At 57.2% G+C, this 15,608-nt stretch carries 9 protein-coding genes and 3 tRNA genes; 3 read left to right on the top strand and 9 right to left on the bottom strand.

All coding sequences use genetic code 11. The features are described 5' to 3' along the window. Positions 1 to 112: 112 nt before the first annotated feature. Positions 113 to 1,603: a S1C family serine protease gene (locus AB4Y71_RS04715; protein ID WP_441718288.1), complete on the bottom strand. Its 1,491-nt coding sequence runs from the start codon at positions 1,601 to 1,603 to the stop codon at positions 113 to 115. Between the two features lie 319 nt (positions 1,604 to 1,922). On the opposite strand from AB4Y71_RS04715, the gene AB4Y71_RS04710 reads away from it, so the two are divergent. Together AB4Y71_RS04710 and AB4Y71_RS04705 are read left to right on the top strand one after the other, a co-directional pair. Beyond that, complete coding sequence (locus tag AB4Y71_RS04710; RefSeq protein WP_441718285.1) at positions 1,923 to 3,917, top strand: TPM domain-containing protein; 1,995 nt, start codon at positions 1,923 to 1,925, stop codon at positions 3,915 to 3,917. A gap of 70 nt (positions 3,918 to 3,987) precedes the next feature. Further along, positions 3,988 to 4,719, top strand: coding sequence for a PspA/IM30 family protein (locus tag AB4Y71_RS04705; protein ID WP_013349471.1), 732 nt, complete (start codon positions 3,988 to 3,990; stop codon positions 4,717 to 4,719). A gap of 116 nt (positions 4,720 to 4,835) precedes the next feature. Here the strand turns inward: AB4Y71_RS04705 and AB4Y71_RS04700 are convergent. From AB4Y71_RS04700 to AB4Y71_RS04680, 5 genes are all read right to left on the bottom strand, one after another. Then, positions 4,836 to 4,909, bottom strand: a tRNA-Met gene (locus AB4Y71_RS04700). A 316-nt stretch (positions 4,910 to 5,225) separates the two neighbouring features. After that, a tRNA-Met gene (locus AB4Y71_RS04695) sits at positions 5,226 to 5,299 on the bottom strand. 415 nt (positions 5,300 to 5,714) lie between these two features. Continuing rightward, a tRNA-Met gene (locus AB4Y71_RS04690) sits at positions 5,715 to 5,788 on the bottom strand. A gap of 62 nt (positions 5,789 to 5,850) precedes the next feature. Then, positions 5,851 to 8,886 (bottom strand): UPF0182 family membrane protein, encoded by a 3,036-nt coding sequence (locus AB4Y71_RS04685; protein ID WP_441718282.1) that lies wholly within the window; start codon positions 8,884 to 8,886, stop codon positions 5,851 to 5,853. Between the two features lie 130 nt (positions 8,887 to 9,016). Continuing rightward, entirely contained in the window at positions 9,017 to 10,132 is a 1,116-nt protein-coding gene (locus tag AB4Y71_RS04680) for a YlbL family protein (protein WP_441718281.1), read from the bottom strand. Positions 10,133 to 10,314: 182 nt separating this feature from the next. Between AB4Y71_RS04680 and AB4Y71_RS04675 the strand changes: the two genes are divergently transcribed. After that, the gene (locus AB4Y71_RS04675) at positions 10,315 to 11,754 is read left to right on the top strand and encodes a zinc-dependent metalloprotease (RefSeq protein ID WP_441718279.1); all 1,440 of its coding nucleotides are present in this window, start codon (positions 10,315 to 10,317) and stop codon (positions 11,752 to 11,754) included. Between the two features lie 63 nt (positions 11,755 to 11,817). Here AB4Y71_RS04675 and AB4Y71_RS04670 read toward each other — a convergent pair whose 3' ends face one another. The 3 genes from AB4Y71_RS04670 to nudC form a co-directional block, all read right to left on the bottom strand. Next, a complete protein-coding gene (locus AB4Y71_RS04670; RefSeq protein WP_441718276.1) occupies positions 11,818 to 12,429 on the bottom strand; it encodes a SprT-like domain-containing protein in 612 nt (203 codons plus the stop codon). Between the two features lie 129 nt (positions 12,430 to 12,558). Then, positions 12,559 to 14,682, bottom strand: coding sequence for an ATP-dependent DNA helicase UvrD2 (locus tag AB4Y71_RS04665; RefSeq protein WP_441718273.1), 2,124 nt, complete (start codon positions 14,680 to 14,682; stop codon positions 12,559 to 12,561). Then, complete coding sequence (nudC, locus tag AB4Y71_RS04660) at positions 14,679 to 15,608, bottom strand: NAD(+) diphosphatase (protein ID WP_134779838.1); 930 nt, start codon at positions 15,606 to 15,608, stop codon at positions 14,679 to 14,681. The genes AB4Y71_RS04665 and nudC overlap by 4 nt, the downstream gene beginning before the upstream one ends.

Here is a 15,608-nt window from a genome sequence, read left to right as displayed (position 1 = left end):
TCGACTCAACGCTGTTCACCGAGTGTTTATCGCTCTGAGAACAACAAGTGACGCAGGCTGGTTGCTGACCAGCTTGCGTCACTTGATTCACAGCGTCATCATGACGATTTGTTTAGCCGTTTGACAGGGTTCCCACGGTAGTTGTCGCGGTTTCTTCCTGACCGTTACGCAGGTAGGTAATTTTTGCCTCTCCCCCGGCAGGAATTTCCCTGATCGCCGCGGTGACGGTCTGGGAGTCCTGAACGGCACGGCCGTTGACACCGGTGATGACGTCACCGGACTTCAAGCCCGCCTTTTCGGCTGCCGAGTCAGCGGAAACTTCAACAATGCGAGCGCCTACCGAGAACGAAGAACGGGATTGCTGGTCGGATTTGGCAGGACCCTGCGGAGTCACTGTGGCGCCGAGCAGGCCGTGGGTGGCCACGCCGTTATCGATCAGCTCCTGGGCAACACGCTTGGCATAATCGATCGGGATGGCGAAGCCCACGCCAATCGACCCGCCTTCTTCGCTGCTGCCAGAGGATGCGATCGCGACGTTGACGCCGATGATTTCACCATTGGCGTTGACCAGGGCACCACCTGAGTTGCCGTGGTTAATCGCCGCGTCGGTCTGGATCACGTTCACATAGATGGAACCGCTGGAGCGCTGCTGTTCCTTTTCCTGTCCTGGGAACTGGAAGTTGAACTGGTTGCCATCTCCACCTTCACCCTGGTCGCTTTCCTTGGGAACAGCGGAGGAAGCGACAGAAATGGTGCGGTTCAGCGTTGAGATGATTCCGTCGGTCACCGTGCCGCTCAGACCCAGCGGTGCACCAATTGCTACGGCGGAGTCCCCGACATTCAAATCAGCCGACGAGCCCAAGGTGGCAGGCACCAGCCCTTCAGCCTGAATATTGATCACGGCCAGATCAGAAAGCGGGTCGGTTCCGACAACGGTGGCGCTATGCACCGATCCGTCGTTCATCTGTACCGAAATCGAAGGATCGGCAACTTCGCCACCCAAGGTCACCACGTGGGTGTTGGTCAGAATATTGCCGCTCTTATCAAGGACGATGCCCGAACCGGATCCGCTTGACCCGTTTCCGGAGACCTCGATGGTGACCACGCTCGGGCTGGCCTTGGCAGCGGCTGCCGTAACCTCGGTAACCGAGTCCGGGTTGTTGATGACCACACCCTGGCTTGTGGAATTAGTTACCGACGACGATCCAGCGTCATCGTTCATCACGTAGGTGGTTCCAGCGGCGGTGACACCGCCAACCAAGGCAGCTGCGACCATGCCTGCGATCAGGACGCTGCCGGAGTAGGACTTCTTGTTCTTGGAACGCTTCTCTGGCGGGATCGGGTAATTTTCAGGACCCTGAGGCGCGGTGCCATAAGGAGATCCATAGGCAGATCCGTTGTGTCCTGGCTGCCCTTGGGAGTGTGCTGCCGGAGCATCCGACGACGCATAGGAAGCCGTTGGCTGCTCGCTGGCGGCCGGTGTCTGGTTCACTCGGGGATAACGCACTGTAGGTTCGGACGAAGCTACCGGGGTGGTCTCGTTCGCTGGCTCTGGGGAATCGTCTGCGCTGTTCCCACGCGGCTCATTCGGTGTCTGGCTCATGGCTTGCCTCTTTCGAACTGAAGATTGTCTTGAGTTCCATTATTCATCTCTGGTCTGTGGCATCGAATTGTGGTCTCTGAGCGCCTCCTGTGAGTTAACTATTCTGCCAGCTGAATGGCGTAGACGTTGTTCATTAGGCCAAATAGAATCAATCATAAGTGTGAACCCAATCTCGGGGATCACCAGATCGGGATTTTCCGATTTTTGATTGACTGATGCATATCAGGTGGGGAAACAAGACATGCGTATGAAAGCTCGACGGCTCCTGGCAGGAGCAGTATTGGCAACGGTAGCCTCGATAGGCATATCGGCACCTGCGATGGCCGAATCGCCTGTAACGATTCCACCTGGCGACTTCGTGGTGGATTCTTCAGGCGTCCTTGGGGCCGACGAGCAGCGCTTGGAATCCGAAATCAAAGAACTGCGAAACGACACCGGGCTGAATCTGTATGCGATTTTCGTCGATGAGTTCTCGGATCCGACCCAGGCCGATGAGTGGGCCCTGGCTGTAGCCAACAAAAAGGGATTGGGCAGCGCCGACTCGATTCTGGTGGTCGCCACTCAAAGTCGCCAAGCATATTTTGAGGGCGCCTCCGGTGGTCCGATTGCCGAGGCAGACACCGAAATCTACAACAGCATGATTAGCGCAGCGTTGGGCAATAATGATTGGGCCGGCGCAGTGGACGGGGCCATCGAGGGCATACGCAGCGTTGAATCTGGTGGCAGCCCGGACGGTTCTTCCTCCGGTGGCGGCTTCCTTACCGTAGTCCTGGTCATTGGTGCGGTTGCAGTGGTTGGTTATCTCTTCCTTTCCCGGCGCGGCAAGAAGAAGGCTAATCAGCTTGGCCAGGGCGGCCAAGGCCCGTATCCAGGACACAAAGGGTCCCCCGCCCCGCAGGCACCGTTGGTCCCGTTGGATCAGCTGCGCTTGCAGGCAGACCAGCTGCTGGTGGCAGCGGATGACTCAATCCGTTCATCCCAGCAGGAATTGGGCTTCGCCGAAGCACAGTACGGCAAGCAGGCGATCGAGGTTTACGTTCAAGATATCGAACAGGCCAAGACCCATCTGACCGAGTCCTTCCGCCTGCAGCAGCAGCTGGATGACGATATCCCCGATACCGAGCAGGATCAGCGTTCCTGGTTGAACGAGATCATTGACCGCTGCCAGAAGGTCAATGCTTCATTGCAGGAGCATGCCAACGAGTTCAAGCAGCTGCGCCAGCTGGAGCAGAATGCCGAAGCGCGCATTGCCGAAGTATCTGCGAATCAGGAACCTCTCAACCAGCGGTTGTCGGCGCGCGTCGCCGACTTCGAGCGCCTGGCAGCCCAGTATGACGCCAGTGCAGTTTCACAGATCAAGGACAACGCTGATCAAGCCGCCGATCGATTGACCTTTGCGGCCTCGGCGCTGAAGCAGGCTTCAGAAAAGCTGGCCACCGACCGGTCCAACGCCGCAATCCTGATCCAAAATGCGGAAGAAGCACAAGACCAGGCCGACGTGCTGCTCAAGGCCATCAACAAGGCTGGCGAAGCCTTGGGCCAGGCACAGCAGGATTTGAAGTCTTCCATTGCACTGGCCGAACGCGATCTGGCGCAAGCCGATGCATTTGTCGCCAACGGTTCGAATCCAAGCCTGGCAAGTGCCGCTGCTGGCGTCCGCAGCGCCCTGAACAGCACCAAGCAGGCTCTGGGCAGCGACAAGTACAATCCCCTGGCATTGATTACCCAGCTTGATGAGGCAGTCCGACCACTCTCCGATGCGCTAGCGAGTTCGCGCAACCACGCGCAGCAACAGCAGGCGGCAATGTCCCAGCTGGACTCGTTGCTGCATACTGCGGCCTCGCGCATCAGCGGTACCGACGATTACATCCGTGCCCGCCGCGGCGGCGTGCGCTCCTCGGCGCGTACCCGTCTTGCGGAGGCCCAGCGCACCTTTGATGAGGCCCGTTCGCTGGCCAGAAACGACCCGCAGCGTGCTGTTTCTTCCGCACAGCGTGCCATCCAGCTCGCCGATCAGGCAGCGCAGATGGCTGAAAGCGACGTCAGCGGATTTGGCGGTTTCGGCGACTCCAACGGGTACGGAAACTATGGCCGCGGACGCAGCGGCGGAATGTTCGATGGTATTGGCGGAGCAATGCTCGGTGGCATCCTGATCAATACCATCCTCGGCGGCGGTGGCCATGGCGGCCATTCCGGCGGCGGCGACGGCGGAGGATTCTTCGGCGGGGGCGGCTTCGGCGGCTTCGGCGGTGGAGACGGCGGCGGTTTCGGAGGAGGTGGCTTCGGAGGCGGCGGTGGCGGCGGCAATTTCTAGCTCGCCTGCCTAGTTTCACCAGTGGTTTTGAATTACCCAGTGTTTTCCTGACGGACAGAAAGGTCCAACCATGATCAAGCAGTCAATCTTCGGACGCATTTCCCAGCTAGCCAAGGCCAACATCAATGCAATGCTCGACGCAGCTGAGGATCCTCAGAAAATGATGGATCAGATGGTGCGTGACTACAACGACAATATTGCCGAAGCGGAGCAGGCCATTGCCCAGACCATCGGCAACCTGCGCATGCTGGAAGACGACTTCCGCGAAGATGAACAGGCTGCCTCGGAGTGGGGCAACAAGGCTCTGGCAGCCTCCAATAAGGCCGATGAGTTCCGTGGGGCCGGCAAGGCTGATGAAGCTTCGAAGTTCGATAATCTGGCCAAGGTCGCTATCCAGCGCCAGCTTCAGGCGGAATCCGAGATGAAGACCGCCGAACCGACCATCGCTTCTCAGCGTGAAATTGTGGACAAGCTCAAGAACGGCTTGAACATGATGAAGGAAAAGCGCACCGAGCTGGCCAGCAAGCGCGACGAGCTGGTAGCCCGCTCCAAATCGGCTCATGCCCAGAACCAGGTCAATGAAGCGATCAAGTCCGTGAATATCATGGACCCATCCAGCGAGATTGGCCGTTTTGAAGAAAAAGTCCGCCGGGAAGAAGCCCGTGCTCGCGGTGCCGCTGAGCTGCAGGCATCGAGCCTGGACGCACAGTTCGAATCACTGGAGGATCTAGGTGAGCAGACCGAGGTAGAAGCCCGTCTGGCCGCTCTGAAGGCCAAGCAGACAGGTGCTCTGGAAAGCTAAGCTCTCGGCTTTCCGAAGAACCGCCAATTGGCTGGCAGCATGAAAGCTGCCAGCCAATTGTTTTTAATGCTTAAACCAAAAACGGAGACCCTTTCGGATCTCCGTTTCCACTTTCGTGGCGGGGAGAGGATTTGAACCTCTGACCTCCGGGTTATGAGCCCGGCGAGCTACCGAACTGCTCCACCCCGCGTCGGTAAATACAACATTACCAATCAGTGAATGACTTGGCTAATCCTGAGACAGTGGCCTTCGTCACCCGCACAAAACCGGCTGGTTCCAACCCGTAAAGCGGACGTCTTCAGGTACTGCTCCTCTGGCACCCCGACGGCCCTTCGCCCTACTTGCAAAGGGCCCACGAGCATCATGCGAGCAAGGAACCGAAGCCCGTAATCTTGACTCCCCTGTGGCATGCTGGCCATGTTGCGTGATGAGCCGCAGGCGCCAACTGGGCAACATGGTGTTAAACCAAAAACGGAGACCCTTTCGGATCTCCGTTTCCACTTTCGTGGCGGGGAGAGGATTTGAACCTCTGACCTCCGGGTTATGAGCCCGGCGAGCTACCGAACTGCTCCACCCCGCGTCGGTAAATACAACTTTACCAACAGATGAACTCAATAGCGAATCGAGGAGAGTGTCCTTAATCGCACTACGCCTACAACTCCCACCTGAGCCGAATTATTCATCCGTGATACCCATATAGCCGGGTCATTCAGCGTCCTTGCTTCTATCCAGCGCGGCAGCTCTCCGTACGTACCCGAATGCCCCTCTCGCTGGATTCAGCTTTTTCTGGAATTCTTCACTGCCAAAAAGCATCCAGCATCTGCGTGCAGTTCTGCCCGTTGGATCTGGCAGCTCTCGCAAAGCATCGCATGCCTGCTCTCCCTCGTTCATTGACCCCACTGACCCAGGCATTATTCTCAGGGTTTTCCGGCAGGCAGGCACCTTGGCGGTTAACGCAAAATGGAGACCCTTTCGGATCTCCATTTTGTCATTCGTGGCGGGGAGAGGATTTGAACCTCTGACCTCCGGGTTATGAGCCCGGCGAGCTACCGAACTGCTCCACCCCGCGATGACTAGACAATTCTTGCATCATCGCGGAGTGAAAGCAAATCGGGAAGCTGAGGCTGATACTTAGCCCTCGGCGCCATCCTGTGGTGCTGGCGACTGGGCGGCGTCCTCATTCGTACCGTCGTCCAGTTTCACTTCGCCTTCAGCCTCGGTGCCGTTGATGGCAGCGTCTGCGTCCATCGCACGGTTCAAGGCATCTTCCAGCTTCTTCTGCGATTCACCATAAGCTCCGAAGTCGCTCTTGGCCAGCGCTTCCTGGCCAGCCTTGATCGCTTCGTTCGCATCGGCCAGAGCCTCAGAGAGCTTCTGCGTATCGGTCTTGGTCGGTTCCTTCTCGCCCTTTGGAGCGTCTTCAGGCGAGACGCCTTCGGTTTCACCGGTTACAGCACCGGATTCGCCGCCAAAGACCTCATCGAGCGCCTCAGCCAAGGTATCGGCGAAGCCGACCTTGTCACCGAAGGAAACCAGAATCTTACGCAGGGTTGGGTAACTTGTCTGGCCCGAAGACTGGACGTATACCGGCTGGACGTAGAGGATACCGCCGCCAACGGGCAGGGACAGCAGGTTGCCGTTCTTGACTTCCGAAGCACCCTGACGCAGCAAGTTCAGCTCAGTGGTCACGCGGGTGTTGGTATCGAAGTTCTGCTGAGCCTGGCCTGGACCAGGTACCGCAGTGTCTCGAGGCAGCTCAAGCAGACGCAGCTTTCCGTAGTCCTCATTTTTCTCTCCGGACTTTGAACCAGCGTCGGCATTGGCGGAGAGGAAGCCGAAGAGCACGTTACGCTGCTGGCCATTGGCCGCTGCGGCAGGAATGAACGTCGAAGTCAACGAGAACGAAGCTTCATCCTGGGTAGGCATCTTCAGGGACATGAAGTACGGAGGCTGCTTGACGCCCGCGGTAGACGATGTCGGATCATCAGGGACGGCCCACGCATCGTTGGACTCGTAGAACGCATCCGGATCATCCACGTGGTAGGTGGTCAGCACTTCGCGCTGCACCTTGAACATGTCTTCTGGGTAGCGGACATGCTCCATAAGTTCAGCGGACATGTCATCCAAGGAGTTCAAGGCCGAAGGGAAGATTCCCTGCCAAGCCTTCAGAATCGGATCTTCGGTGTCCCAAGCGTAAAGCTTGACCGTACCGTCATAGGCATCAACAGTTGCCTTCACCGAGTTGCGCAGGTAATTGACCCGACCGGTCAAGGACAGGTCCTGTGCATTGGTCAAAGAGTCGGTCACTGCCGAATCAAGCTGCTGCTGCTGTGCATATGGGAAGTCATTCGAGGTGGTGTAGCCATCCACGATCCACTGCACGCGGCCATCGATGATGGCAGGGTAAGCCTGGGAATCCAGAGTCAGGTATGGCGCAACCTTGCTCACGCGATCACGCGGATCCCGATCGTAGAGGATCTGCGACTCGCTATTGACGTTCTGTGAAAGCAACAGGTCAGTAGAGGCGAACTTCAATGCGTAGACCAAACGGTTGAACATGTTGCCAACGTTTGGACCACCATCACCCTGGAAGGTGTAACGGGTGTCCTGGTTCTCGCCACCGGTACCTGGGCGGTCAAGTTCCTGGTCGGTCCAGCCTTCGTCCGGTCCGCCGACAATCGAGTAGGACGGGGAATTCTCACCGAAGTAGATACGCGGCTCGTAGTCCTCATCGGTAATCAAGCTACCGGAGGTAGGAATGCCGCCAAGCATGAAGTCCGGACGGCCGCCAGCAGCTACGCGGTTACCGTAAGCAGCCACCAGCCCATAACCGTGGGTGTAGTTAATGTGATGGTTTACCCAGGTGTCAGTCGGGTCAACGTTTACTTCACGGGCTGCAATAACAGTGTCTTCAACCTTGCCGTCGATCTCATAACGGTCAACGTTCAAGGTCTCGGCAAAGGTGTAGTAGCCACGGAACTGCTGCAGCTGCGCGAAAGCAGCCGACACCAAGTTCGGATCCAGCAAACGGATATTCGCAGTGGTTGCCGTTTCCTCAGCCAGAGCGTTCTTCTCGGTCGAGATCTTTGCGTCGTAGTCGGTAACTTCGACTTCGTCCAGACCGAAGGCCAAGCGCGTCATTTCGATGTTGCGCTCAATGTAGTCGCGCTCCAGGGCACGCTGGGAAGGGACTACCTTGTACTGCTGAACCAGGAATGGGTAGACGCCGCTGGCAACGATCATGGTAGCAACCAGCATGGCAGTACCGATCAATGGCAATCGCCAGCGGCCGTTGATTGCTGCAATCACGAAGGTGATGGAAATCAGTACAGCCACGATAGCCAGAATCATCTGAGCCGGGATGACAGCATGGACATCCTTGTACAGTGCACCGGCAACACGACCGGACTGGTCGGTCAAGGTCTCATACTGGCCAATCCAGAAGTTCACACCCTGCAGAATCAGGAAGACAGCTACCACTACTGCGGTGTGCACGCGAGCGGCCTTGCCAACGGTAATGCCGCCACGCTCTTCGACACGGATGCCGCCATAGAGGTAGTGAGTCAGCAGGCCAGCTACGCCGCCGAGCAGCACAACTGAAATCAGGAAGCCATTGACCAGACCGATGAACGGCAAGGAGAAAACAAAGAAGCCCAGGTCCATATTGAACTGCGGGTCAGTGCTTCCGAATCCAACCTGGTTGAAGAACAGCAAAATGGTCTGCCACTGGCCGGCTACGGCAACAGCAGCGAAAATGCCGATCACCACCGGAATGCCGACCATTAAGAAACGGCGGACTGGTTCCAGCTGGGCCTGGTAACGCGACATGGAATCAGGTCGAGTTGAGTTTGGCGCATAGACTGGGCGGTGCTTGTAGGCACTGCGCATCGAGAACCACATGGGTACTGCCATCAATACCAAAGCGATCACGAAGATCACGAGCTTGGCAATACGTTCAGTCCAGTAAACTTGGGAGAACCCCAGCTGATTGAACCACAGGATGTCAGCGTAGAAGTTCGACAAGAAAACGAAGACCGCGACGAGGATGACCACCGCGAAGATGGTCAGGGTCAGCGGCGAGGCTTTCTTGCCCGAGGGGTTGGAAGGTCGTTGTGGTTCTTGGGGCCGTGGAGGACCCCCGAACGGACTATCCGATCCGTAAGACACTATCTATTCCTTACTTTGGGTTCTGCTCGTTGCTTGCAACCAGAGAACTCGTGTACCTAAGTCTTGTACGAATGTATTTGTACAATTTTGATTCCTTGCATCACATTCTTCCCTTGATGCTCGGCTAAATCTATTCACAAGTCGTGAAAGTCTTCGGGTCTTCTCCCTTAGAAATCTTCTCCAAGGCTTGGCGGGCCTGCGACAAGGTTGAAACCTTGATGACGTTCAGCCCGTCCGGCACCCGTCCAACAGCTTCCGCGCAGTTATCTGCAGGAGCGAGGAAGACGGTTGCTCCTGCATTCTTCGCCGCGACCATCTTCTGCGCTATTCCGCCGATTGGCTTCACTTCCCCATCGGCAGTAATTTCACCGGTGCCAGCCACATGCACGTCGCCGGCCAATGAGCCCTCCGTCAAACGATCAATGATCGCCAAGGCAAACATCATGCCGGCACTTGGGCCGCCAACATTTTCCAATCCGAAGCTCACATCAATGGGGAATTCGTATTCGGCGCCCAAGTAGACACCCAGCTGACGGTCACCGTTTTCGGCTTCTGTGGTGTTCACGGTGACATCGGTGTTGCTGTAGACCCCGTGCTTGTCCGGCCGGCCAACGGTCAAGGTCGCTGGTTCGGCTCCATGGGAATTCAGGTCGGATTTCAGCTCTTTGAGGGAGGTGATTTCCTCGCCTTCAAATTTCAGCAGACGATCTTTCGGCTCAAGTGCCTTCTCGTTCGTGTCGGTGGAGAATTCGGCAACTGTCAGCCATTCGGTGAAATCCTCATCGAGCTCAGTCAATGCCGCAGCCACTGCCAGGTCCTGCGATGAGGTCATCATGAAGTCATTCTGCTCATTTTTCTCTACTGAAGAGACACCGCGGGAAATGATCGTTTCTTCCGGAACAACATCCTTGGTCGGGTTGATCAGCGCTTCGAGCACGACAGGGATGGTGATTCGGTTTTGCCCGCCACCTTGGACGTAGATGGTCAGCAGATCCAGAACACTGTCCGAAGGGTACGTTTCGGCGCCCTTAATCGAAACCACGTCGTGCCCGTTGTCCTCGCCAAGGGTGTTGAACACCGGGCCAGGCGAACGGATCATGAAATTCGTAGGGAGGAACATCATCACGCCGATGAGCAACAGCGCAACAATGCCAGCGCTCGTGCGCTTGATGGTTTTGGAACCTTGCGGAGTACGGGCAGAATCGCCCGGCTCCAGAGTCGAGTCTTGTGGTTCCCGTACGTGCACTGATCCTGCTCCCGCCAACTGTCAAAAAAATAGTGGATCAGTCCTTGCAGACTTCCTCCCTCCTTAGCCTACTGAAGCCAAGGGATGAAAAGCATCAGCATCAAGGAGTATTCGATGTGCCGAAAGCGAACTGATGCCCCGATTCATGGGAACTATCAGCTAGTCGCGGTAGTTTTAAAGACATGGCACAGAACCCCCCGAACAACCGCCCCAACGGCGACGACGACGAAAACAATCCGCAGGACCCATTTTCTGCAATGTTTGGTCAGCTCTTCGGTGGCGGATTCGACCCGAATGACCTCCCACCGCAGCTTCGCGATGCCCTTGGCGCTCAAGGTGATCCGGCTGCGATGCAGAAAATGATGCAGCAGGCTCAAGCAATGATGTCCGCGATGATGAGCAATAACGCCTCCTCCGGTCCGGTGAACTGGAAACTCGCATCCGATACGGCATTGCAGGCTTATGCCAGCGATGATCCGGCGGTTTCCGAGGCGCGCAATAACGCCATCCGCGATGCTTCAAACCTGTCTGATCTGTGGCTCAACAACGCCACGGTGTTCGAGCCGAACGGCCACGTGACCGAGGCCTGGACTCGCAAGCGCTGGTACGACAAGACCTTGGCTACGTGGAAGCAGGTTACCGAACCGGTCGCCGAGTCAGTGGCTAAAGCAATCACCAGCGCGATGAAGGACCAGATCCCCGAGGAAATGAAGGGCATGCTCGGAAACTCCGATTCCATGTTCCGCACTCTGGGAGCGAGCATGTTCGGCATGCAGCTGGGTACCGCCCTGGGCGGCTTGGCTACCGACGTGCTCGGCGGCACCGATATCGGACTGCCCCTGGCGGGAACCACCCCCGGCATTATTGCCACTAACGTCAGCAAGTTTGGCGATGGCCTGGAAATTCCGGAGCAGGAGGTCCTGCTGTACGTGGTGCTGCGCGAAAACGCCCACGCACGGTTGTTCGCCCGAGTCCCATGGCTCAGCTCCAAGTTGATCGGTGCGGTGGAGTCCTACGCTCGCGGCATCCACATCGACATGTCTGCCGTTGAAGAGGCAGTACGCGATATCGATCCGTCTAATCCTGAAGCCCTGCAGTCGATGCTCGGTGAAGGAATGTTCGCTCAGCAGCGTACGCCCGCTCAGGAAAAGGCTCTTGAAAGCCTCGAGCTGACGTTGGCATTGATTGAAGGCTGGGTTGACCACGTAGTCTCCTTGGCCGCCCAGAACCTCCCATTTGCCGGCCACCTGCGTGAGACGATGCGTCGTCGCCGCGCATCCGGCGGTCCGGCAGAGTCAGCGTTCGCTTCCTTGGTAGGTCTTGAGCTGCGCCCACGCAAATTGCGCGAAGCCGCTGCCCTGTGGGAGCACCTGCATGAAGAGCGTGGAACCGATGGCCGCGACGCTGTTTGGGACCACCCTGATCTGATGCCTACGGTTGAAGATCTCACTGATCCGAAGGGGTTCACGCATCGCCGTGAACTGGCCGCGACCGAATTCGATGATTTCGACGCCGCTTTGGGCAAGCTCTTGGACGGCGGGTTCGAGAACCTTGATCCCGAAGCTGGAGAAGATCCCGAAGGCAAAGATGAATCTGGAAACCCAGAGGATCCAAAGAACTAAACAGGTCCAAATAAAAATGTGGCATGTGCGCTTACCGCGCGCATGCCACATTTTTGCTTCATCTCATTGTTCTTCGTCGTCCCCGAAGCCCGAAAGCTCGTCAGCGGCCCGACCAAGTTCCTTAGCGTGTGCGTTGTAGCCGGCATGGAATGCCTCTAAGAAGATGTCGGCCTGGGCACGACGCTCGAATCGGTTCAGCAGCGCCTGGAATTCGGGGCCATGACCTGACTTCGGCACTACCAGATGTGCCAGTTCGTGGACCAAGACATAGTCCTGCACCCAGCTGGGCATGTGCTGCAGCGTTGCCGATAGTCGAATCGTACGTTGCCGGTAGGACGCTGAACCCCAACGCTTGTTCTGGTTGGAAACCCAACGGACAGATTCCGGCGCGCCCCTGCCGGCAAAGTATTTCTCATCCAATGATGCGGCGCGAAGCTCCAATGCGTCGTCGGTATGCCCTGCGGTGCGCGCATGGCGTCCTTTGCGGTACTTCGCGATCATTTCGTCAACGAAGGTTCGCTCGGATTTCTCATCCAACGCCGCAGGAACTTGAACCACTAGACGGTTATCACGCCATTGGGAGGAGATGGTCTTGCTGCGCTTGGCTGAACGGATGATCCGTACCGGGATCTCATCTGGAGCTACGAAGTCAACGGTCTTTGGAAAAGCTGGCATTTCACCGCGCCCCTTCCCTTCTTTACGGCGCTGGCCGCGAATCGCCTGATCCGCCAGCCAGTTCATTGCTTAAAAGCTAAGTCTTCGCGAGGTACGGCTACTGCTTTGGTTTCCCAACTGTGCACAGCCCTATGCGCGATGCTCGCCTACGACAGCAAGTACTGCTTCGCCATAGCGTTCGAGCTTGCTTCGACCCACCCCTGGAATCTTTGACAGGCCTTGGACCGAATCCGGCTGGTGCTCGGCAATGGCCATCAGCGTTGCATCGGTGAAGATGACGAAAGCCGGGACGGCATTCGATTGCGCAATTTCAGATCGCCATTCACGCAAGTTTTCAAACAGTGCTTCGTCATAGGCTGCAGGGCAAGAAGCACAACGCTTGAGCTTGCGTTCCTTGGCGCTGGTCAAGAAGGACCCGCACGTCGTGCAGACTGCTGGAGTGACTTTCTGTTCACGTTTGCGGTACGCAGCTGGTTGCCTGCTGCTGGCTTGGCGTACCGATTTAATGCCGTCAAGGAACCTTGATGGGTAGCGGTGAGCTCGCCCGCCGGGGGTTCTGGCAAGTGACCATGAAAGGAACAGATGCATGCGGGCGCGGGTAATACCCACGTAGAGCAGACGACGTTCTTCGTCGAAGCCTGCCTGATCCTTGGCATAGGAGATGGGAACCAGGCCTTCGTTGAGTCCAACGAGAAATACTGCGGCCCACTCCAAGCCCTTGGCAGCGTGGAATGATGCCAAGGTGACGCCATCAAGCGTCGGTGCGTGCTGGATCGCTGCACGGTCTTCGAGCTCTTTGACTACATCGTGCAAGGTTGCATCAATTTCTTGCTGTTTTTTCAGTGCAACAACTTCATCAGCCAAGCGCACCAGCGCCGACATCGATTCCCACCGTTGGCGCACTGCACCGGTTCCACCGCTAGGCGCATTGACCGAGTAGCCATGTGAAGAGAGGATGTCGCGGACCATCTGTGCCACCGGGGTATCCTCGGCAACGCTCAGCCCTGCCCGCAAAGCGAGCATGCCCTCCTTGACTTCCCGACGGGAGAAAAATCGTTCGGCTCCGCGCATTACGTACGGAATGGAATAGGCCGTCAGGGCTTGTTCAAAAGCCTGGGACTGTCCGTTGGTCCGGTAAAGGATGGCAATTTCGGAGATGTCTTGGCCGTTTTTGAGCAACTTCTTGATGCGCTGCGCGACTTCCTCAGCTTCATTTTCATCATCGGTTGCTTCAAAGAACTCAGGTGCCGGACCATGATCGCGTTGGGCAATGAGCTCCAGTGGCTCTGGCCAAGTTACGTTGCGATCTGGAACTTGGGATTCGATGCGTCGGTTGGCCAGCACCTTGTTGGCCAGGTTCACCACTTCAGGGGTCGAGCGGTAATCACGTACCAGCTTGACGACCTTTGCTTCTGGGAAGCGGGCGCTGAAGTTCAACAGGAAATCCGGGCGTGCACCGGTGAACGAATAAATAGTCTGCGATGCGTCTCCGACTACGCATAGCTCATTGCGCTGGCCCAGCCAGAGATCCAGCAGCCGTTGCTGCAACGGCGAAACGTCCTGGTACTCGTCGACAACAAAGTGCCGGTATTGCTGGCGTACGTTCGCTGCGACCTTTTCGTTGTCTTCAAGAATCGCGATGGTCAGCAGCAGCACATCTTCAAAGTCGATGACAGAGCGGTCATCTTTAAGCTCTTCGTAAGTCTGGAAAATACGCGCCATGCTCACAGCTTCCAGACCATTTGGCAGGTCACGCGATGAGGCGATTTTTGCGTAGCTCTCCGGGGTATGCATGGACACCTTGGCCCATTCAATTTCCGCGGCCAAATCACGCACCATCGCCCGATCGCTGGAAATGCGCAGGCGCCGAGCGGCTTCGGCAATCAGCGGAGCCTTGTGCTCCACCAGGTTAGGCAAGCTACCGCCAATGGCCTGGGGCCAGAAGTACTGCAGCTGGCGCAACGCCGCTGCGTGGAAAGTGCGGGTTTGCACCCCCGAGGCGCCAAGCTGGCGCAATCTGGTGCGCATCTCGGCAGCTGCACGCGTAGTGAAGGTCAGGGCAAGAACACTGGTTGGATTGTAGATTCCGGTATGCACGCCATAGGCGATGCGGTGGGTAATAGCTCTGGTCTTGCCAGTACCTGCTCCGGCCAGAATACACAGAGGACCACTGAGGGTTTCAGCTGCTTGCCGCTGTTCAGCGTCCAGGCCCGCGAGCAAATCTACTGCTGGCGGATTGTCGTATTCGGTCACTTGTTCAGGGCCTCCGGAAGGGGTTCGCCGTACCAGGTACGGATCAATGCGTGGGCTATCGAGACTCCGCGCGGTATCTCTATTGTTCCCGATTCCAGAGCCTCACGCAGTTCGGCCCGGGTGAACCAGCGCAAATCCATGATTTCAGCGCCGTCCGGAACCAGCTGTTCACTCACAGCTTCAGCGGCGAAACCAAGCATCAAGGATCGCGGCAGCGGCCAAGGCTGGGAGCCGCGGTAGGCCACCTCGCCAATACGCACCCCTGATTCTTCAAAGATTTCGCGGCGCACGGCAGATTCCAAGGACTCCCCTGCTTCCACGAAGCCAGCGAGCACCGAGTACATCCGTTTTTTGAAGGTGGCGTTGGATCCCAAGAGCAAACGGTCCTGGCTGTCGATCACCGAGGCAATAATTGCCGGATCGGTCCGCGGAAACAGTTCATGGTCATTATTCACGCACCGCTGGCCCCAGCCGAAGGTTGCTGCGGCAACCGGCGAACCACAGCGCGGGCAGAACTTCTCCGAACGAATCCAGTTGGCTATGGCTTGGGCTTCAACAAAGAGTTCGGCATGCAGCTCGCAGAGCATGGCGAAGCCTTCGCGCAGGGTCATCCAGCTGCCCAAGCCCGAGTCCTTGTAGTCGTCGGCCTCCACTATGGCCAGGACATAGTCTGTGCCGGCAGCACGACCTAGGTAGACCTGGCGTTCTGACTCCTTGGCCTGATATTGAGTGCCGCTGAGGAAGAACAGCTCAGAGTCGGTAGCTGCTGCCCCATCACCGCTGAGCAGCATCACCTTGGTGCCCGTTTGCTTCAGCAAGCTGGGCAGCAGCAGCGGATCTTGCTGTTCGGTCAGCGGGCGCTCAATCAAAGACTGCCCAAAATGAAGTCCGGTAAGTGGTGTTCGATAAATTTCTGCCAGCGCCAT

Origin of the sequence: Glutamicibacter sp. MCAF14 (assembly GCF_052114325.1) — a bacterium.
GTDB lineage: Bacteria > Actinomycetota > Actinomycetes > Actinomycetales > Micrococcaceae > Glutamicibacter > Glutamicibacter arilaitensis.
The sequence above is the reverse complement of the archived record's forward strand: the minus strand, read 5'-3'. Positions and strand labels throughout refer to the sequence as shown.